The sequence below is a fragment of the Leptospira meyeri genome, assembly GCF_004368965.1.
In the GTDB taxonomy this organism is placed as follows: domain Bacteria; phylum Spirochaetota; class Leptospiria; order Leptospirales; family Leptospiraceae; genus Leptospira_A; species Leptospira_A meyeri.
Window position 1 is genome coordinate 938204 of sequence record NZ_SORO01000001.1, and the last position, 20248, is coordinate 958451.

18 protein-coding genes are annotated in these 20248 nt (G+C 40.0%); 3 read left to right on the top strand and 15 right to left on the bottom strand.

Annotated features, from left to right (window positions below; all coding sequences use genetic code 11):
- Positions 1 to 103: 103 nt before the first annotated feature.
- Both glpK and CLV96_RS04475 read right to left on the bottom strand, forming a co-directional pair.
- Positions 104 to 1600 carry a glycerol kinase GlpK gene (glpK, locus tag CLV96_RS04470; protein WP_004788471.1) on the bottom strand — a complete coding sequence of 499 codons (1497 nt, stop codon included), beginning with the start codon at positions 1598 to 1600 and terminating at the stop codon, positions 104 to 106.
- Position 1601: 1 nt separating this feature from the next.
- The gene (locus CLV96_RS04475) at positions 1602 to 2558 is read right to left on the bottom strand and encodes an MBL fold metallo-hydrolase (RefSeq protein ID WP_004789149.1); all 957 of its coding nucleotides are present in this window, start codon (positions 2556 to 2558) and stop codon (positions 1602 to 1604) included.
- 52 nt (positions 2559 to 2610) lie between these two features.
- Here CLV96_RS04475 and CLV96_RS04480 point away from each other — a divergent pair, with 52 nt between their 5' ends.
- Positions 2611 to 2961 (top strand): STAS domain-containing protein, encoded by a 351-nt coding sequence (locus CLV96_RS04480; protein WP_243836402.1) that lies wholly within the window; start codon positions 2611 to 2613, stop codon positions 2959 to 2961.
- Positions 2962 to 2963: 2 nt separating this feature from the next.
- Here the strand turns inward: CLV96_RS04480 and CLV96_RS04485 are convergent, their stop codons facing one another.
- The 10 genes from CLV96_RS04485 to CLV96_RS04530 all read right to left on the bottom strand — a co-directional run bounded on the left by CLV96_RS04485 (position 2964) and on the right by CLV96_RS04530 (position 13924).
- Positions 2964 to 3719, bottom strand: coding sequence for a CDP-alcohol phosphatidyltransferase family protein (locus CLV96_RS04485; protein ID WP_035983779.1), 756 nt, complete (start codon positions 3717 to 3719; stop codon positions 2964 to 2966).
- Complete coding sequence (tsaD, locus tag CLV96_RS04490) at positions 3716 to 4741, bottom strand: tRNA (adenosine(37)-N6)-threonylcarbamoyltransferase complex transferase subunit TsaD (protein ID WP_004788735.1); 1026 nt, start codon at positions 4739 to 4741, stop codon at positions 3716 to 3718. Before tsaD ends, CLV96_RS04485 begins: the two co-directional genes overlap by 4 nt.
- On the bottom strand, positions 4741 to 6105 hold the full coding sequence (locus CLV96_RS04495; RefSeq protein WP_035983884.1) for a S41 family peptidase: 1365 nt from the start codon (positions 6103 to 6105) through the stop codon (positions 4741 to 4743). The genes tsaD and CLV96_RS04495 overlap by 1 nt, the downstream gene beginning before the upstream one ends.
- Position 6106: 1 nt before the next feature.
- Positions 6107 to 6433: an LA_1448 family UV-C exposure upregulated protein gene (locus tag CLV96_RS04500; protein WP_243836403.1), complete on the bottom strand. Its 327-nt coding sequence runs from the start codon at positions 6431 to 6433 to the stop codon at positions 6107 to 6109.
- On the bottom strand, positions 6434 to 7042 hold the full coding sequence (gene lexA, locus CLV96_RS04505) for a transcriptional repressor LexA (RefSeq protein ID WP_004789204.1): 609 nt from the start codon (positions 7040 to 7042) through the stop codon (positions 6434 to 6436).
- A 50-nt stretch (positions 7043 to 7092) separates the two neighbouring features.
- Positions 7093 to 8274, bottom strand: a complete 1182-nt coding sequence (locus CLV96_RS04510; protein ID WP_004788433.1) for an efflux RND transporter periplasmic adaptor subunit — start codon at positions 8272 to 8274, stop codon at positions 7093 to 7095.
- Positions 8275 to 8280: 6 nt separating this feature from the next.
- Positions 8281 to 9606: a TolC family protein gene (locus CLV96_RS04515; RefSeq protein WP_004788717.1), complete on the bottom strand. Its 1326-nt coding sequence runs from the start codon at positions 9604 to 9606 to the stop codon at positions 8281 to 8283.
- Positions 9603 to 10226, bottom strand: coding sequence for an inorganic pyrophosphatase (locus tag CLV96_RS04520; RefSeq protein ID WP_004788688.1), 624 nt, complete (start codon positions 10224 to 10226; stop codon positions 9603 to 9605). The genes CLV96_RS04515 and CLV96_RS04520 overlap by 4 nt, the downstream gene beginning before the upstream one ends.
- Positions 10223 to 13522 (bottom strand): efflux RND transporter permease subunit, encoded by a 3300-nt coding sequence (locus CLV96_RS04525; protein WP_004788312.1) that lies wholly within the window; start codon positions 13520 to 13522, stop codon positions 10223 to 10225. The genes CLV96_RS04520 and CLV96_RS04525 overlap by 4 nt, the downstream gene beginning before the upstream one ends.
- A 75-nt stretch (positions 13523 to 13597) precedes the next feature.
- A complete protein-coding gene (locus CLV96_RS04530) occupies positions 13598 to 13924 on the bottom strand; it encodes a hypothetical protein (RefSeq protein ID WP_004788628.1) in 327 nt (108 codons plus the stop codon).
- A gap of 152 nt (positions 13925 to 14076) precedes the next feature.
- Between CLV96_RS04530 and CLV96_RS04535 the strand changes: the two genes are divergently transcribed.
- Both CLV96_RS04535 and recJ read left to right on the top strand, forming a co-directional pair.
- The gene (locus CLV96_RS04535; protein WP_002973855.1) at positions 14077 to 14397 is read left to right on the top strand and encodes a bactofilin family protein; all 321 of its coding nucleotides are present in this window, start codon (positions 14077 to 14079) and stop codon (positions 14395 to 14397) included.
- Positions 14385 to 16358, top strand: coding sequence for a single-stranded-DNA-specific exonuclease RecJ (recJ, locus tag CLV96_RS04540; protein ID WP_004788330.1), 1974 nt, complete (start codon positions 14385 to 14387; stop codon positions 16356 to 16358). The genes CLV96_RS04535 and recJ overlap by 13 nt, the downstream gene beginning before the upstream one ends.
- Before the next feature lie 69 nt (positions 16359 to 16427).
- Here the strand turns inward: recJ and CLV96_RS04545 are convergent, their stop codons facing one another.
- From CLV96_RS04545 to CLV96_RS04555, 3 genes are all read right to left on the bottom strand, one after another.
- Positions 16428 to 16961 (bottom strand): cupin domain-containing protein, encoded by a 534-nt coding sequence (locus CLV96_RS04545; RefSeq protein ID WP_004788654.1) that lies wholly within the window; start codon positions 16959 to 16961, stop codon positions 16428 to 16430.
- Positions 16962 to 17061: 100 nt separating this feature from the next.
- Complete coding sequence (locus CLV96_RS04550; protein WP_004788493.1) at positions 17062 to 18504, bottom strand: NADH-quinone oxidoreductase subunit N; 1443 nt, start codon at positions 18502 to 18504, stop codon at positions 17062 to 17064.
- 3 nt (positions 18505 to 18507) lie between these two features.
- Complete coding sequence (locus CLV96_RS04555) at positions 18508 to 20247, bottom strand: complex I subunit 4 family protein (RefSeq protein WP_004789064.1); 1740 nt, start codon at positions 20245 to 20247, stop codon at positions 18508 to 18510.
- Position 20248: the final 1 nt, after the last annotated feature.

The following is a 20248-nucleotide window of genomic DNA, read 5'->3' on the forward strand; positions in this document are numbered from 1 at the left end:
AAGCGGTAATGATTTTTTTTTAGATTCAAATTTTTATCAGTATCAATTGATACCAACGAACAATCGAAATCCATTACCGCCAAGGTCCAGTGAATGCAGTAATTTAATTTCCCGTTTTCACCCGTGTTATGGCCCAATTCCATTTATCAATTTCCTCTTTCCTCTCATTCTCTTTCATTTTTGGGATAAACTGAGTGGTTTTGGTTTCTTCTTTTCTAAGGCTTGCAACCGATTTAAAAAACCCACGTTCAAGGCCTGCTAGATATGCGGCGCCGAGCACGGTTGTGTCTACGTTCTGTGGACGAATTACTTTTGTTCCTAATATGTCAGCTTGGAATTGCATGAGCCAAGCATTCGAAGTGGCTCCCCCGTCAACTCGTAAGAACTTCAATGGTTTCCCTGTTTCTTTTTCCATTGCATTGGCAAGCTCATACGATTGTAAAGCGATGGCCTTGAGGGCTGCTCTTGTGATTTGCGCAGGAGTGGTGTCACGGGAAAGTCCAAAGATCGCACCACGAGCTTCTTGGTCCCAATGCGGAGCTCCAAGACCCGCAAACGCAGGAACAAAAACCAAATCATCTTTTGTTTTGATGGCCTTAACTAATTTTTCAGAATCCTTAGAGTATTCGAAAAATTCTAAGTTGTCACGAAGGAACTGAACCACTGCTCCACCGATGAACACAGATCCTTCCAAACAATAAACTGTTTTACCTTCAGGGCCGAGCGCCAATGTGGTGATGAGTCCTTGGTTTGAAATTCTAAATTCATCCCCAACATTGAAGAGTAAAAAACATCCAGTCCCATAGGTATTTTTGGCTTCCCCTGGTTCTGTACATAATTGTCCAAAGAGAGCCCCTTGTTGGTCTCCAACAAGAGAAGAAATCGGAATTCCATCAGGAAGGGATTTTACATTCGATGTGAATCCAAATAAATTTCGAGAGTTAAATGCTTTCGGAAGCATTGACATTGGTACACGTAAAATTTCACAAAGTTCCTCATCCCATTCTTTGGTTTGGATATTAAAGAGGAGAGTTCTTGAAGCATTGGTATGATCGGTTTTATGTTCTTTGTGACCTGTGAGTTTGTATAACAACCAAGTGTCGATGGTTCCAAATAACAAATCACCCTTCTCTGCTTTCGCACGAGCTCCCTTTACGTTATCAAGGATCCATTGGATTTTGGTTCCAGAAAAATAAGCATCCAAAACAAGACCTGTTTTGTTTCGAAAATTTGATTCGAGACTTTGTTTTTTTAAGTCCTTACAAATATCAGATGTTCTTCGGCATTGCCAGACGATAGCGTTATACACAGGTTTGCCGGTCTTTTTATCCCAAACTACAGAGGTTTCTCGTTGGTTTGTGATCCCAATAGCAACAGCATCCTTCGGATTTAATTTTCCATTTTTAATGGCTTGTCCAATAAGTTTTTGTGTTTTGACCCAGATCTCTTCAGGGTCATGTTCTACCCAACCTGGTTTTGGATAATACTGTTTGAATTCTTGGTAAGCAGAAGAAATGACTTTTCCTTTATCGTTAAAACAAAATGTCCTGATTCCAGTAGTCCCTGCATCAATTCCAATGATATAATTTTTTTTAGCCATCTTAAACCTCTATTTCCAAACCTTCATAAGCCATAATGATTTCTAATTTTCCATGGGGATCAAACATCTCTTTGTATTTGAGAGCTCGTAAGTATACTAAATCCAACTTCTCATCATCGTAAGAGGGGTCATGATGGAACATGACTAGTTTTTTAACCTTTGCACGTAGGGCAATGTCAGTGGCAATGGATGCCGAGCTATGACCCCAATCAATTTTTTGGAGTGAATCTTCGAATGTATATTGTGTATCAAAAACCAAAACATCTGCATCTCGAAAATAATCAATATAGGTATCAATATTTTCCATTTCTTCTAAATTGAATTCTGCATCTGAGGCAAAAATAATTGCCTTCCCCTCTTCCATAAATCGGTAAGAGAAACTTCCTCCAGGATGACGTACCGCTTTGCTAAAGGCTTGTATATTTGGGCCGAGAGAAATTGTTTCTCCTTCTTCTATATACTGAAAAGTTTTATTGGCAGTATAGTGATCAAAAGAAACTGGGAAATGGGTGAATACAAATTGGTGCTCGAGTCTTTTTTCAGCATCATTCATACATGAAATAAATTCAAAATGATTACCTGGTAAAAATAGAGGAACAAAAAAAGGAATCCCTTGGATATGATCCCAATGAGTATGCGTCAAGATCCAGTAGGCATGGCCTGTGCCTTTTCCAAATTCGGAAGCCATCATCTGGTTGCCAAGTTCACGGAGCCCTGTTCCCCCATCAATGATGATTAGATTTCCATCTTTATCTCGAATCTCAACACAAGTCGTATTACCACCGTAAGTTGATGAAGAAGAAAAACTTAAAGAATTTAAGAAACTAAGAATACTTTGTTCGTTTTGAATGTCGGTGGGACTTGCCAAAGAAAGAATTTTTTCAATTTTATGTTTAACACTTTCAGGCCGAATGGGTGAACCAATCGATCCGCGGACACCCCAAAACTTGATTTTCATTGTTCTTTTTCTAGAGTCCTTTTTTGAAAAATCAAACGTTTTTTGATTGTATTTGGTTCTTTCAGATGTTGTCTTAACTGAAGTTATGTTTCAGTATGAAATCAATCGAGAAAACGACAAAGCCATAGTCCTCTTAAAAGGGTCCTTGTCCCTTCGAGACACACCAAAACTAAAAGCTGACATCAAATCCTTGATTGATACAGAAGATGTCAAGGAACTCGTATTGGATTTTAAAAACTTAAGTTATTTAGATTCCTCCGGGATCGGAATTCTCCTCCATACCTACAGTTGGACTAAGGAAAAGAAAAAACAAGTCCGTATCATCCATCTTTCAGAGGAAGTAAAAACGATCTTTACCGTAGCCAACCTTCTTGATATTTTCCAACTCAAAGAATCAGACTAAAACTACACCCGGTAGTCCTGGATGGTTTGGATGAGAAAAGAAACAATTCCAGAAAATACATAAAACCCAACCGCACCATACATTACATAAGGCCATTGATAAAATCCGATGGTGAGTAACAAAAGCCCTAATCCCAAAATACTAATCCCTAATTTTTTCCAAGAGAAAAGACCACGGATTGCCACTTGTGGTTTGCTATATCTTAAGGTGGAAACCATAAGAAGTGCAGTGAATACAAAAAATACAACGGCGATCCATACAGGAACTTGTGACACGGAGAATACCAAAGGAAAAATTCCAATCACAACCCCAGCCACTGGAGACGGAAGTCCATTAAATGATTTTGGGTCATGTGCCACATTAAAACGTGCCAACCTGTAAGCTGCGCATATCGGATAAAGTGCCGCAATGAACATTCCTAAGGGAAAATAATCTGGTTTGTCAAAGATATCCAATTTAATATCATAAAAGAACATTTTGTACGATAAAAATCCTGGAGCGATTCCAAAGGTTGTTAAATCGGCAAGGCTATCTAGGTCAGCTCCCAATTCACTTGTACAATTCAATGCACGAGCTGCCATTCCATCAAAACCATCGAATAACGCAGCTAAGATGATAAAGACTCCCGCAAGCGAATAAAGTTCATGGGAATTTGGTTGAGAAGGATTGGTTTCTGCGACAAGAAGCATAGACACAAATCCCAACGTTAAGTTGCCTAAAGTGAGTGTATTCGGAATCCAAGTTAATTTAAGTTTCATATTATTTGTTCAAAGTTTCGTTTTGGGCTTACTTTAAAGTCGAGCCCTACTACAGATTTTTGTTTCCAAAGATAGTATCCAAGACATGCGACCATCGCTCCGTTATCTGTGCAGTAAATTTTTTTGCCAGGATAAAATAGGTCAAACCGAGACCTTTCTTTTTCTTTCTCCAAATTCTCCCGAAGGGTTCCATTGGCGAGAACCCCACCGGCTGCTACCACTGTCCGAATTCCCGTTTTCTGGATCGCTTTGCGAATGTTCCGAGTGACAAGCTCAAAGGCTGTCTTTTGGAAGTAATAAGAAATTTTTTCAACGGGGGGTTCCGTTGCATTTGCCTTCAAAAAATATAAAACAGCTGTCTTTAGGCCACTGTAGGAAAAACGAATCCGGTCTTCCCCATCTTCCTTTAAAAGTTTGGGAAAGGGATTGGGTTCTCCATTGGTGGGTTGGTAGGAGTCAGCCTTTGCTTCTAAATAAGGACCCCCAGGATAGGGCAGGTTCAAAACAGCACTGACCTTATCAAAGGCCTCACCAAGAGAATCATCCTGAGTATCTGCAAGGATCTGCAGATCACCAAACCCTCTATAGAGATAAATCGAAGAATTTCCTCCAGAAAGAAGAACTCCGAGCCAAGGAAACGGAGGTAGTTCCCTTTCTAACCCGATCACAGCTAAATGTGCTTCCAAGTGGTTTACAGCAACAATAGGGATTCCGAAAACAAGAGAAATACATCGAGCCAGTTGTGCACCTATCATTAGAGATCCAACTAACCCTGGATAGCTGGTGACTGCCACATAATCCAAATCCGAATAGGATAAACCCGCCTCTTCCATCGAGACGGCAAGAAGGGTATTAATTTTCTCTAAATGAGCTCTGGACGCTATTTCTGGGACCACCCCCCTGTAGGGGGAATGGGAATCAATTTGGCTATAAACTTTTAAGGAAATTAATTCCTTTCCATCCCGAACAATGGCGATGGAAGTTTCATCACAACTAGATTCGATGCCTAACCCGTAGGCCATTATTTCAAAATACGAATGGCTTCGGCTAGTTGGGTGTCCAAATCCAATCTTGGTTTCGTATTAGATGAACCAACTCTCATTTCATTAAAGAGAAAGATACGAGTGACGGAATCCGAGATGTTTAAATTTTCCTTTTTTAAAATCTCAGAAAAATCATTAAGGGTGGCTTCGTTGAATTCCGTATGTGTTTCTAAAAATGGACGAATTAAATTTTTCTTGTACAATTTTTCCAAAGCATATTTTTCATCTTCACTTGCGGCAATCGGATTCACAACATAATCAGGAGTGATTCCTTTTCCATGAATAGAAATTCCAGAAGGTGTGTAATATTTTTGAATGGTAATGGCAACTGCGGTTCCTCCCGAAAGAGGAAAAATAGACTGAACACTCCCCTTCCCAAAACTTTGGGTACCAACCACGACAGCACGTTTGTTATCTTTTAAGGCTCCTGCTAAAATCTCTGAAGCACTAGCCGAGCCCCCATTCACCAAAATAGCGATTGGGATATCTAAAAACTTTTTTTCTTTTTTATCCGCTTTATAACTTTTTACAAGAACTCCACCTCGTCCTTTTACGGACACAATGTCCGCATCCGGTGGTAAAAACAGATCGGCAAGATCAATGGCTAAATCCAAAAGGCCACCAGGATTCATACGGAGATCAATCACCAGTTTTTTGGCTCCTGCTTCTTTCATAGCAGTCACAGCTGAAGCAAATTCTTTAGTTGTAGTTTCTTTGCCCATAAACTGAACCAGTTTGATATAACCAGTTTCTGTTTCGGGAAGGTAATGTGACCTGACGTATCGAATTTGAATGAGCTCTCGAACCAAATTGACCACAAAAGGATCTTTGATTCCTTTTCTCTCAATCTTCATAGAAATAGAAGAACCAACCTCCCCACGCATCATCGCAATTGATTCCGATAGTGAAACTGACTTCGTACTTTTTCCGTTGATTTCTATGATTTTATCCTGGGGTTGGAGTCCGGCCTTCCAAGCAGGTGTCCCTTCAATTGGTGCCACGATGATAAATGCGTTTTCTTGAAAACTAATCTCAACACCAATTCCTCCAAAACTACCTTTGGTTTCATTTTGTAATTCACCAAATTCATCTGTGTCCAAAAACCGTGTATGTGGATCACCTAAACTCTGTAAGGCCCCAAGTATTGCCCCAGTATAGATTTTTTTCTCTTCTTGTGGGTCCACATAATCGTTTTCAATATAAGAAACGACTTCATGCAAAATCTGTAAGTATTTCTCTCCATCGGTGGATATGGCTTTTGCTTTTTCAGCACTACTCAAAAAAACAACCGCCACCAAACAGAAGGTAACGGCTCCCCAAATTAGGCGTTCCGAAACTTTGATTTTATTCATTTCCATAAATTGACTCGTATAGGTCTTTGTTTTCTTTTTTTAACATTTCTTTTGCTTCAGGGATGGATAACCGGTACACCTCACATGCTTCTTCAAAAAGAGCCATATCGGTTGGTGTAGGTCGTTTGGTATCTGCCATCAGTCCCGTCTGGACTCTGTTTTGAGCAAATCGTTCCAAAACACGTTTCAGGTCATACGCAGAGATATCTTGTTTTTTGGGGGCGCAAGAAAAGATAAGGAATAAAATGAGAAGATTGGAAAGAAAGAAGAGATGTTTCGACATCCCTTCTAAACTCATGCCCAACCAAACTTTGGTCAATCAGTAAATACGATAAAGACCGATTAGTTTTCCAATTATCGTAGCCTTTTTGGTACGAATGGGTTTTAACTTTGCATTTCTTGGTTCTAAACGAATCATATCTGTTTCTTTATAAAAGACCTTGAGAGTGGCCTCGTTTTCGATCATTGCGACTACAATTTCGCCATTCCTTGCTGTATCTTTTTTTTGGATGATGGCAATGTCTCCGTCGCTAATCCCCGCTTCTACCATAGAGTCTCCTTTGACCCGAAGAGCAAAGGTACCAGGTTTTGCAGCCATTCCATCTGGAACTGCGATGTATTCCTCAATGTTTTCTTCTGCAAGGATGGGAGAACCAGCAGCAACTTGGCCAAGGAGTGGAATTCCGGAGGCTCGGACGAGGAGCGCCTCTTCCGCATTTCCTTTTAAAAGTTCAATGGCGCGACTTTGGTTTTTGGAAGTCCGAATGTACCCTTTTTTTTCAATGGCCTTGAGATGATCGTAGGCGCCCTTTGCAGTGATTCCAAATTGGTCGCCCATTTCACGAATGGTTGGAGGGAAGCCCTTCTCGCGGACTGTGTCCGAAATATATTGTAGGACTTGTTCTTGTTTTTCCGTGAGATCTTTCATACTAAACAGATAACTAGGAAATGGGCGTTATGTCAACAAAAAACTAGGAGTTATAATTTTAAATATTCACTTTTTAAAACAAAACTTCCTTCTTCCACAATTGCTTCACCCGATTCTACACCATTTGTAATCTCAACCCAATGGTCATACATTTTACCGACACCAACTTTTTTTGCAGAAAAGGATCCATCACTATTTCGCACAAAGATAAAATTTTCCCCTTCAATTTTATGAATACAATCCGCAGGAATCACCTTCGCTTTGTTTACTGAAGATTCTACCATAGCTCCTACAACTGTTGCCGTTACACTTTGTCCGGGACGAAGTTTGCCTTTTGAGTTTCTAACTTCCAAACGAATTTCTGCCGTTTTTTTAATTGGATCAATCACATCACCCACATGTGATACCACCGCTTTTAAGGAGTCATCTTTAGATCCAATCGGGATTACCTTTGCTTCGTTTCCCATTCGAATGGATGCTAAATCCTTTTCATAAACTTCCAAGTTGATCCAAAGGACACTTAAGTCCGCCACTGTAAAAAGATTATCACGAGCATTTACCGCCTGACCAATGATCGCTTCCCTTTCGGTTACTGTTCCCGAAATTGGAGTTCGTATGTATAGATTTTTAGAATTATATTTTCCTGCTTCTAAATTTGCAATTTCGACTTCATTGAGACCTAGATTTTCAAGTGCGTTTCGAGATGTCTCCATTTCTGCTTTCACTGATTTGTAATCCATTAAGGACATCTCATATTCTTTTGCAGATGTTACTTTTCTTTCATATAGATCTTTGGCTCGGTCTGCTTGCACCTTTAATGCCTCAAGCCTTGCCCTTGCTTTTAGATAATTTGCTTCTGTGGTTCCCAGTTCTACAGATTGAATAGATGCAAGAGCAGTGCTTTTTTTTACATGTTCTCCTTCTTTCACAAACACCTGTACGATTCGTCCACTAACACGAGAACCAACCTTTGCTACACTGTTCATATCATAGGATACAGTTCCCGGAAGTTGTAGTTCTTCTTCCAAAGCTTTCTCTTCAAGATAAACAACGGAGAATGGATGGTTTTTTTGAATTTCCTGGGAGATAATGAACTTTGATTTATCTTCGGTTAATGCTTCTGTTTTTTTACCAGATCCAAAGAACTTGGTATATCCAAAGTAAGTCAAACTTCCAACGAGCACTAGTATACTCAAAGAGCGAATATTTTTAAAATTGAATTCTGTTTTCATATAAGTTTAAAACTCCGAGCTATCCATCTTTCCGATAGAAGCTTTGTATCCTTCCAAAGCATTGTAATAGAGATAAATGATTTCATAATAACTGCGAAGAACGCTGAGATAGTTTTTTTCAGCTTCCAAAAAAGTTACCAAATTGGATGCACCACGAATGTAAGCAAGCCTTGACTTTTCTTGGACCTCTTTGTTTTTTTCCAAAAGCCCCATTTTTTGGTAATCCAATAGTTGGGATTCTCTAGCTTGCAATTCTTTGATGGCTGCTGAAATCTCGGAAAGAATTTCGTTCCTTTTTGCATCCACATCAAATCCCAATTTTTTATAAGATTCTTCCGACTTTAAGATCTCACCTTGTTTGCGATCAAATAAAGGAAGCGGAGTGGCTGCATAAATACCCGTGACATTTTCATTTCCTTTGTTTAAAAATTCAACACCCAGGGTCAATGGTGGAATGATCTCTCTTTTTTTTAACTCGATATTCATTCGTTCCCTTTGTTGGCGAATTTTTAAAGCCACCAAGTCAGGTCTTTCCTCAATATCAAAATCGTTTAAATCAATCCCAAATTCGCGTGTGGAAATAAACTCCAATCTTCCTTTGATATTCAATGGAGAATTGATATCTGAAATCCCAATCAATACCCTTAAGTTTTTTACCACTTGCGCCCGAAGGATTCTCGCATTTCGGTATTCCCTTTCAATCTGAACACGTTCCAAAGCCAAACGATCATATTCTAAAAAAGAAATATCTCCTTTTTCTGCTCTGAGTTTGGTTAAGTCCAAAAGGTCTTGGTAGTTTTCCAAAAACTCCTTTTGGTAGTTAATTTGTTCAGTGACATAAAGATAAGTCCAAAAGTTTTGTCTTAGTCGTAATCGAAATAAACGATCGAAGTCGCGAAAACTAGCAATTGTTGCCAAAAACTCTTGTTTGGCGACTTTCTCACGTTGAGGGATCACCCCACTCATATCAAATGGCTGGTTGTATATAAGTGATGTTTCTGGTTTCCCTGTTGCTGCATTGGCAGAAGCCCCCATAAATTGCTGTTGCATATTGATTATGGGATTATAATACAAACTAGCCGTAATGATATCACCACGAGCCATTCCAATATTTTGTTTTTCACGTAAATAGAGAGGATTGCTTGTGACAGCAAAGGTCTCCAATTCCTCTAAATTCCATTTTTCTTTGGAATCTTGGGCACGGGAATCTTCACCTAAAAAAAACAATTCATCTTTAGAATGAAGTTCATACACTGCTTTTTCCTTTGGAAAAACTGTATACGAATGAATTCCAAGGAGGAATAAAATCAAAAACTTCGTTATCGATTTCATACTGTTACAAATTTCTTTATATAATCTTCGATTCCAAACTGGATCACTTTAATGGCTTCATTTCGATCATATACTTCTGCAATTTCAACTGTGCCTGTAGAAGGAGAGTTTGGATCTAGTTTGTAAGTTAAAAAGTAATGGTGAAGTTTGTTAATAAGAGCTTTCGGAACTTCTGAAATGTCTTTAATTTGACCGAACACTTCGTCCCCTTTTAAAACAGCGACGATTTTGTCATCTGCCTCTCCCTTATCAATCATTCTAAGTCCACCAATTGGAATCACAGTAAGAATCATATTTCCATGGGTGATAGGATTAACACTGAGAACACAAATGTCGATCGGATCGCCGTCTCCAATAATATCAGGTCTTCCCACGACATCAGAACAATGTTTACCGGATGCTTCACCGGAATAAGTTCTAGGAATGAATCCATACAAAGTCGGCGAACGATTGCTATACTTTTGAGGTCTGTCCACACGGATAAAACCAGAGGCTTTATCGATTTCATATTTTACTGTATCTTGAGGAGTCAGCTCGATAAATACATCCAACTCATCTGGAGCTTTTGGTCCAAGTTCCAATCCATGCCAAGGGTGTGCTACGTAATAATTAGGTTTCATTTAAGTCCTCTTTTTTTAGATTTCTGATTTTGTTTATTTTGTTTCGAATCATCTTCCGTATGTGATTCGTGATGATCCGGTTCGTAATGATGTGAATGTCCGTGGGTATCGTGAAGTTCTGTTGCCTTGTATTTTTTCATCTCTTCTACAAAGTATTCATTCATCTTACGTTCCCTTTCCATCTGCCTAATTTCTTGTCTTTGTGCTAGTTTGACTAAAAATTCGAAAGCAATGGGAAGAAGAAAACGTGATAAGATGGTCGCCACAAGCACTCCACCCATTACAACCGTTGCCAAAGGTCTTTGGACTTCTGCTCCCGCACTAGAGGCAATGGCCATAGGCAAAAATCCAATAATAGCTACAAGCTCTGTGGTCGCTACTGCACGAAGGGTATATACGGCCGCTTCTACTACAGCTTTAGAAGGATCACGGGTGACTTTCAATTGGTCTTTGAGGGCTGAGGCATAAACGACCCCGTTTAACACCGATATACCGGCAGCAGCAATGAATCCAACCCCAGCAGGAATGGAAAAAGGTAACCCTCGAAGCACAAGGGAGAGGATTCCTCCTGAGAGAGAAAGTGGCACTAAAATAAAAACTCCCAATGCGTAATAAACACTTCCAAAGGCGATAAATAACATCGCAAAAATAATGGCACCAGCAATCGGAATCACGATGGCAAGACGATTCTTCGCACGAGTGAAGTTTTCAAACTGGCCACCCCAATCTACATAATACCCTTGTGGCAACCCAGATTCGATGGACTCAGTAGCTGCTTGGACATCATTCACAAATCCAATCATATCTCGACCACGTACGTTCACTTCGACAAGGATCCTTCGTTTTAGTCCTTCGTGGTAAAGTGCAGCTGGGCCTTCCGTCATCATAATATCTGTGACTTGTCCAAGTGGAACCGTCCCACCTAGCTCAGTCATTACGGGAACGTTTTCAATGACACCAATGTCTGTTACATCAGCATCTAAACGAACAATCAAATCAAATCGTTTGTAACCTTCGTAAACCTTTCCTGCATTGGCACCCACACGTAGTGTTTCAATCGTTGTCAAAATTTCTTCTGCACGAACTCCGTATCGCGCCATGTTTCCACGATTCATTTTGATTTCGAGAAGAGGGAGACCTAAAAGTTTTTGGACTCGTAAGTCAGCAGCCCCTTGGATTTTTTTGATTTTGGAAGCATAATTGTCTGCAATGGATTTGAGTGTTTTTAAATCATCACCGTAAATTTTAATTACAATATCGGCCTTGGAACCGGATAACAAAGCATTGACGCGGTTTTCTATCGGTTGAGATAAACTAATATATGATGAAGGAACATTATTATTCACAGAATTTTTCATCAGTTCCATTAGTTCTTCTCGATCATGCGCCGAAACCCATTCTTTTCTGGGTTTCAATTTCACCATCATCTCCCCTTCTTCCGAACCAATGGGTTCTGCTGCGGATTCACCCCTACCTTGTCTCGAAACTACACTGACCGCTTCTGGAAATTTCAATATCACCTTTTCCATTTCCAAATTCAAATCACGAGAATGATTGATGGCAGTGGATGGCAATCGTTTGATATCGATGGCAATTTCTCCTTCATCAATCCTTGGTAAAAATTCGGAACCAAGAGTGGATGCGAGCATAAAAGATAACAAAACAACTCCTATCCCAGCATAAGTAAATTGGCGTTTGAACTTCATCCCATAGGTAAGGACTTCCGCATACTTTAACTGGAATTTTTCCCAAAAGGCGGACTCATGTAGAATTGGTTTTTTATAAATATACGACATGAGGGCAGGAAAAGTGGTAATGGAATAAAGAAGGGCGGCACCTAATGCAAAAGCAACGGTGATCGCCATTGGACGGAACATTCTTCCTTCCACACCTTCAAGTGTCATGAGCGGTAAGTATACGAGTAAAATAATTCCCACACTAAATGCGGATGCCCTGACCACTTTGATACAGGACTCCATAATCACTTCTTCCATCCCATCTTCCATGTCCTGGGCCGAAGTTTTCGAAAGCAGGAAACTCTTACGAAGTAAAAATCCATGAAGAGTGGATTCCAACATCACAATGGAACCGTCCACAAGGAGACCAAAGTCAAGGGCTCCAAGAGACATCAAATTTCCCACAATCCCAAAGGCATTCATAAGAATCGTAGCCACCATCATCGACACTGGAATTGCAAGCGCAACGGCGAAGGCTCCCTTTACTGTTCCTAACGTTAAAATGAGACAAACAAGTACAATGATGGCTGCTTCCACCAAATTGGTAAAGACAGTCGAAAGAGTTCTTCCAATGAATTCAGAACGATCATAATAAACTTGAATCTTCATCCCTTGAGGAAGACGTGATTCAATCTCTTTCATTTTTTCTTTCACTCGACTCACGACTTGGAGGGAGTTACTGCCGAGTAACATCATCGCGGTCCCACCTACAACTTCGCGTTTGCCGTTCATGGTACTGAGACCAAAACGGAGGGCAGGTCCAGTTTCCACTCTTGCAATTTGACCCAGTGTCAAAGGAATCCCATCTCTCGATGTCCTTACAGATAGTCTTGCAATGTCATCGATGGATTTAAATTGGCTTTCTCCACGAATGACAAATTGTTCTTCACCCTTTTGGATGTAGCCACCACCTAAGTTGACATTGGCACCTTCCAATGCTTCTGTGATATGAGAAAGAGTCAAATTATGAGATAACAGTCGTTTGGGGTCAATTTTGATTTGAAATTGTTTGGCATCTCCACCGACTACGTTTACATCAATGATCCCTTTCACGGAACGAAGTTGCCTTGCCACTTCCCATTCCATCACTGTTCTAAGTTCTTCAGGAGAATGGCTTTCCGAAACAAGAGCAAATTCATAAATATCACCAAGACCAGTGGCAATCGGAGAAAGTTCTGGCCTTCCGTAAGATTTGGGAATAAAGTTTTCTGCTTGTTTGAGCCTTTCATTCACAAGTTGCCTTGCAAAATAAATGTCGGTACCATCTTCAAAAATCACTGTAACGGAACTCACACCCGTTCTTGAGATGGACCGAATCTCTGTGACTTTTGGCATCCCGTTAAACTCAAGTTCTATGGGGTAAGTGATAAATTGTTCTACTTCTAAAGGAGAAAGACCAGGGACCGAAGTCACTGCCGACACCTGAACGTTTGTCACATCAGGAATGGCATCGATTGAAAGATGAAGCGCATTGTAGAAACCAATAATGGTGAGCGCAACTGTCAAAACGAGTACAGTGGCTCGTTTGTGAATGGAAAATTGAATGATTTTTTCTAACATAATTCCTAATTCAAATTGAATACACCCCCAAACCCATATCGGATTGGGGACTAATGACTAATCTACATGCAACGATTAAGCCAAAACAGGAGGCGGGAGGTAAAGAAAATGGAATAAGATGAGAATTTCATGAAAAAAAGCAGGTTCTGTCGAAAGAGTGGACCAACGAATGACTGAAACTTTCACGGGAGACTCTTCCCTTCGGGAAGGAACCAATTTCAAAACTTGATTGGATTCTTTAGAAGAAGTAAGAACACGAGTCGTCTCCTCCAACTCATAAGATTGGTATTGAAAGTCCAAATCCTCGAGAGGAGAAACAAACCGGTCGTCGACCAGATTTAGATTGATGAAAACCGCTAAAAGTAGGATGAACCCTGACTTCCAGAAGCGCCTAATTTTCACTGTTTTTTCCTATACTTGAGACCCAGGTTCAAGAATCGACCTAGAGACTCAAGTGAAAACCCCGAAAATATGAACTTTTTTCCATTTCCTTTTGATGACAAATACTTGTGTAGTTGCCAAAACTTAGGAGCCAAACAAGATTATCCCTATCGATGAAAGACGAATCTATAGACACCATCATTAGTGACGATATCACTTTTCGCGGAACCCTTTCCTTCAACCAAACATTAAAAATCAAAGGGCAATTCAAAGGTACAATTACCTCTCAAGGCAAACTCATCATTGATGAAACAGGTGATGTAGAAGCCGACGTAGAAGTAGGAAGCCTTGTAGTTCACGGAAACCTCAAAGGAAACGTTGACGCAAAAGAAAAAGTAGAACTTAAAAAAAATGGTAAGGTCGTAGGCGACATCAAAACACCGGGACTCGAAGTAGAATTCGGTTCCAAAATTATTGGCAATTGCATCATGTAACGAAGGTTCACTTCGGACCGTTACTTTCCGAAGTTCGAACCAAAGTTGATTCCAAACGCCCCCTCTTACGTTACTTAGTGGATAAAAGAGAGGGCTTTCGCAACATTCACCCGAAAGAACTGCTCACTTCTGACTTTTCTTGTCTGTATTCACCCTTCTCACTTCCCGATCTTTCGTTGGCGGTGGAACTTCTTCTATCCTTTGTTAAGGAAGGAAAAAAAATCCTCCTCTATGGTGATAGGGATTCAGATGGAGTGAGTTCCACTTGTTTACTAGCTTTCTTTTTAAAATCCCATCCCGCATTTTCTTCCATTCAATTAGAAGTTATGGTTTCTTCGGAAAGTGATCCTTACGGACTTTGTAAAGAAGCACTGGCAAAAATTAAAAAAGTAAAACCGGACCTACTGGTAACACTCGACTTTGGTTCCAGCCAAGCTGATGAAATCGAAGAACTGACAAGTAAAGGAATCAAGGTGATTGTTCTTGATCACCATGAAGTTCCCATTCGTATCCCAACAAACTGTGCTTTGGTAAATCCGAGAAGGACAGACTCCCAATACCCAGAAAAAAAAATCTGCACCGCAGTACTTTCTTTTAAATTAGTATCTGCCATTTTATTCCGACTCAGTGACGAATTTGGAAAGGTTTATAAAAAAACTGAATTTCAGAAAGAAACAGGCAAGAACCAAACCACCTATTTTCAAAATGGAATTCGACTGACAAATGAAATAATCGCATCGTTCTCGTTAGATGAAAGTTTGATTTCACCCTACCCAGAGGACTTTATCACCACAATCCCCGTGGATGAAGAAAGAAAACTTTTTTATTACCAGTGCTCTAAAATCCCCGATTTTTTTTCCGGTTTAGAAGAAGAAACAGACCTTGCAGGGATTGGAACTATTACCGACATGATGCCCCTTATTGGGGAAAACCGGCACTTTGTCAAACTCGCCTTAAACTCGCTCACCAAACTCTATGTTGGTGATAAAAAAAGAAAAGGTTTGTCGGAACTCTTAAAAGAACTGAAACTAAGCCCCCAAGGTGTGACCACTAAAGATTTAGGTTGGTCGATTGGCCCGGTGCTTAATTCCGCAGGCAGAATGGGGAAAACAGAAGAAGCCGTATCTTTATTATTATCAGAAACAAACCTCGAAGCAAAAACAAAGGCCAAACAACTCCTTTCCATCAATGAAGAAAGAAAAGAAAGAACCAAACGCAATATGGACCGGGTCGAACGTTATTTCGCACGTAAACCAGAGCGAACGACAAAAGAAATTGTGTTTTGTTATGAACCAGATATGGAACCAGGTGTCAGTGGAATTGTTGCCACAAGGATGGTGGATACCTATAAAAAACCTGCCATATTCCTTGCACCTGATAATGGTGATGCGAGAGGAAGCATTCGTTCCTATGGTCCAGAAAATGTTTTAGAACTTTTAGAATCTCTTTCTGAACATTTTTTACACTTCGGTGGTCATCCAGAAGCAGGAGGATTTTCGATTAAAATCGATCAAATCCCTGCCTTTGAATCGGCATTGTATACGGCTGCCAAAAATTGGCTTTCTGTCGACAAAGACAAACCCAAAGTTCATTCCATCGAAACCGATTTTACTGTTCTCACAGAAGAAATGGGAGAGAGGTTGCTAAAAGAATGGAAAGACCTGGAACCTTTTGGACAAGGAAATCCAGATATCAAACTAGGGATACGAAATGCAAAAGCAATCCACTTAACACCACTTAGCGGGGGAAAACATGTCAGATTCCATTTGATTGGAAGTGGCTCCTTAAAGTATATGATTTGGAATAAGGGGGTAGAATTCCAAAAATTTATGTCAGAACATGGAAGTTTTGATTTGGTGGGCAGTTTAGAAGAAAATTTTTACCAAGGAAGGACCACTCTTCAATTCATTGTCGAGTGGTTTGGAATTGCAGAAAAAAAATCCACCGAATCGGTTACTTAGGTTTTCACTTTACCTTGTTTGTTCGGCACTTAAGGAAATACTTTCCAATTCGAAAGAATTCCCTTTTTATCAAACGTTAACCAATACTTGGGATTCATCCACGTAAACGGGAGTCCATCCTGAATTGTCTTTGAAATAACGAACTGCTTTGATTCTTAAATTTTTATCGAGGGTGAACCAGTGGTTGGTATTGGCAGGGATCGAAAGGAAATCGCCTTTACTTACATGGACTTCGAATTTTTCTCCATCAATGATGAATCCAAAAATCCCACTTCCATCAATGATATAACGGACTTCCTCATCCGTATGAATATGAAGTTTATCAAATTTTGCTAACATGTCCTGAATTCCAGGAACTTCGTCATGGAGGACAACCAGGTCGTTGGCTTTATAACCATGCTCTTTTTTCAGTTGGTCAAAACGATATTCTAACCCAGAAAGAACTTCTGCTTTTTCTGCATCATTTAAACCCTTTTGGCCAAGGATTAAATCCAAAGTTTCCGGGGTTTTGTAGAATTCATAAACGAGTCCCTTGGAAAAAAGGAAGTCCTTCATTGCTACGGGATCCTTTAGAGTTTCTGTCTTTCTGAGAATGGTTGCCATGCGAATTACCTACTTATGGACTAGCCTCTAGATCCCTTTCTATGAATCAATTCGTTTTTCGCTATCCTAGACGTATTTCTGCTATAGCAGATTTACTGAACTATAACAGTGCCCCTGGTTGGAAAAAGACCCAACCCACAGTAAAAAACAAACTCAATAGAAATACCAAAAAACCTAGAGTGGGCATACTCGGAAGGTCGCGAACTCCGGCCACAGCTCCAGTCTCTTGTTTCATATAGGATTGGATGGTGATCTTCATATAGTAGTAAAAGGCCACACAGGAGTTTGCCACTGCCCCAAAAAGAAGGATGCGGTTGAATAATAAATCCGATTCGGCAATTTTTTGCAAAAGGAAAAGTTTGGTCCAAAATCCAATGAGGGGAGGAAATCCAGCAAAAGCTAAAAAGATAAGGGAAAGTGACAGAGCGGTTAATGGATGTTCTGCGCTTAAATGGGCAATTCCATTGACAGTCACTTCGTGTTTGCCTTGTTCCAAATAGGAAATAATAGCAAAAGCAGCTAAATTTAAAAGCGAATAAGAAAAGAGATAATACAAGGCTTCAAGTCCTGCCCCACAAGTTATTCCTGCCACAATATAACCGGCATGAGAAATGGACGAGTAAGCTAACATTCGTTTGAGGTTCTCTTGTTTGAGAGCAACAATATTACCCCAAGTCATGGAAACGAGGGCAATCACTCCCATTAAAACCTTCCAAGAATCTCCCATCTCACCCATCGGGATATGATTGAACAAGACGATCATTAACCCAAGGGCCGATGCCTTTCCAGCACTTGCCATAAAGCCTGTGATCGGTGTTTGCGCTCCTTCATACACATCAGGTGTCCAGGAATGGAAAGGAACAAGAGCAGCCTTAAAAGACACTCCCACAAGAAAGAGTCCAAAACCCAATTTAGAAAAATTGGATTCATAACCTTTTAGAAAAAGACCACGAAGGGCACCGTCAAGATTCGTTGTTCCTGATCCTCCATATAAAAAGGCAATTCCAAGTAACATAAACCCGGAACTAAAGGTTCCGAGTAAAAAGTATTTCATCGCACTTTCTAAAGAAGAAACAGAAGAACGAGCCATTCCAATCATCACATACAAAGCAAGAGAGAGGATTTCTAATCCAACAAAGATGACAATAAAATCATATCCCGAGGTAAGAAACATCATCCCCGCCAAACAAAAAAGAAGGAGAGGGAAAAATTCAGGAAACAAAGTTTTATGTTGTGCGAGAAATGGTGGAGCAATGAGTAAAGTGATAAGCCCCGCAATCAAATAAATTCCACTGAGCCAAACAGTAAGGGGACTAAGAGAGATTTGTGATCCAAAAAATTTACCATACCCAGGAGATCCAGTTGTATGATACAAAGCATACATAGCCCCAAGAATTCCCAAAACAGAAAGCACCCATAGTGGTTTGGAGTCTTCTTCCTTTGGAACAAGAAATTGAACTACGAGAGAAAGTAAAGCCACTCCACATAAAATAAGCATGGGAGAAATTGCTATTAAATCATTTGAGGAAGGAGTATATGACATGGTTTAGTTTCCTATTGTCTCTTTTTGGATTGGTTCCAAGTCAAAATCAGACTCAATGGACTTTTCTAAATTTTCCAAATTTTCGTTTAAATTCGATTTGTTTTCTTTTACAGAAAGAAAAGTAGGAAGTGCATACTTCGATTGGAAAGAACCCAACCTTTCTTCAAAAGACAAAGGTTCTTTTCCTAAACTAGTATAATCGGGAAATTGCCGACTTGTGTTTCCACCAAGGAAATCTTTTTGTATGTCCTTTCTTTCCGCTATCGATTGTACAGATGCCGAATTCAAATAGACATTAGATGAAGATTGTAATATCTCTAAAAATGGTTTTGGATAGATTCCAATCCAAAAGATAAAGAGAACAAGAGGAGATAAGATTCCCACTTCCCGAAATGTTAAATCTTTGTAAGGCTTGGCTTGGATGGTTTTACTTACGCCAAATAGAAAACGTTTCACAAACCAGAGTAAATAAAGAGCACCGAGTACAACTCCCGTAGCTGCAATTCCACCAAGCCATAGATTCGATTTGATGGCTCCCATGAGGATTAGAAACTCACCCACAAATCCATTGGTTCCTGGAAGGCCCACGGAAGATAAAACAGCAATGAGAAAAAAAGTGGAAAACACAGGCATCTGTCCTGCCAGTCCGCCAAACTCAGCAATGTTTCTTGTATGGGCTCTTTCATAAATCATTCCGATCATAAGAAAGATCATCCCTGTGGACACACCATGAGATACCATTTGTAACATCCCACCCACAACCCCTTCGTTCGTAAAAGAGAAGAGACCTAAGATACAAAATCCCAAATGTGATAGAGAACTGTAAGCAATGATTCGTTTGATATCAGTTTGGACAAGAGCTGCCATCGAACCGTAAACAATACCGATCACAGCAAGGATTTGAATCCAATTCCCAGAAAGTAAACTAGGTTCTGGGAAAAAAGGAATACAGAACCGAATGAAACCATAAGCACCAATTTTCAGTAATACACCGGCCAAGTCCACCGAACCGACAGTAGGCGCCTGCGTATGTACATCCGGCATCCAAGTATGAAAAGGGAAAAGTGGGATTTTGATGGCAAATGCTAGAAAAAAACTAAAAAACAAAAACCATTGGAGTGGTTCGGAATACATTCCAAGACTTGCAGTAGACAATGATTCGATCGATGTTTTCCCTGTTTTGAAATATAGAGTGAGTATACCACCTAACATAAACAAGGAACCAGCCATAGAAAATAAAAAGTATTTTAATGCGGCTTTGGTTCTATCTTCGCCACCCCAAATTCCAATCATCAGAACCATAGGTAAAACCATGAGTTCCCAAAAAACATAATAAAGGACAAGGTTTCCAGCAGCAAAAACGCCAAGGACTGCTGTTTCCAAAACAAGCAGACAAATATGGAATTCTTTGATTTTTTTGGGTATATTGGACCAAGAAGCAATACTCGAAAGGAAGAACATAAAAGCCGTTAAGGCAAATAAAAGAAGCGAAATCCCATCAAGCCCAACGTGATAGTCTACACTTAGTTTGCCGGAAAGAATCCAATCGGGAATCCAATGGACAAATTGTAATCCTGACTTAGTGGAATCGAAAAAGAAAAAAAGACCCACGGAGAGGATGGTTGTAAATGCAGAAGATAATGCCGAGATGACAACGACCGCCCCTACTCGTTTTTGAAATACAATGAGTAAAGAGGATACAATTGGTAAAAAGATAATGATCGATAAAATTTGTTCCGGCACC

Bases quoted from the DNA above. Each gene is read 5' to 3' on its own strand.
- CLV96_RS04535 (WP_002973855.1), top strand. From the start codon at position 14,077: ATGAAAGACGAATCTATAGACACCATCATTAGTGACGATATCACTTTT.
- CLV96_RS04550 (WP_004788493.1), bottom strand. From the start codon at position 18,504: ATGTCATATACTCCTTCCTCAAATGATTTAATAGCAATTTCTCCCATG.
- CLV96_RS04510 (WP_004788433.1), bottom strand. From the start codon at position 8,274: ATGAAAACAGAATTCAATTTTAAAAATATTCGCTCTTTGAGTATACTA.
- CLV96_RS04545 (WP_004788654.1), bottom strand. From the start codon at position 16,961: ATGGCAACCATTCTCAGAAAGACAGAAACTCTAAAGGATCCCGTAGCA.
- CLV96_RS04485 (WP_035983779.1), bottom strand. From the start codon at position 3,719: ATGAAACTTAAATTAACTTGGATTCCGAATACACTCACTTTAGGCAAC.
- CLV96_RS04475 (WP_004789149.1), bottom strand. From the start codon at position 2,558: ATGAAAATCAAGTTTTGGGGTGTCCGCGGATCGATTGGTTCACCCATT.
- CLV96_RS04525 (WP_004788312.1), bottom strand. From the start codon at position 13,522: ATGTTAGAAAAAATCATTCAATTTTCCATTCACAAACGAGCCACTGTA.
- tsaD (WP_004788735.1), bottom strand. From the start codon at position 4,741: ATGGCCTACGGGTTAGGCATCGAATCTAGTTGTGATGAAACTTCCATC.
- glpK (WP_004788471.1), bottom strand. From the start codon at position 1,600: ATGGCTAAAAAAAATTATATCATTGGAATTGATGCAGGGACTACTGGA.
- CLV96_RS04515 (WP_004788717.1), bottom strand. From the start codon at position 9,606: ATGAAATCGATAACGAAGTTTTTGATTTTATTCCTCCTTGGAATTCAT.
- lexA (WP_004789204.1), bottom strand. From the start codon at position 7,042: ATGAAAGATCTCACGGAAAAACAAGAACAAGTCCTACAATATATTTCG.
- CLV96_RS04520 (WP_004788688.1), bottom strand. From the start codon at position 10,226: ATGAAACCTAATTATTACGTAGCACACCCTTGGCATGGATTGGAACTT.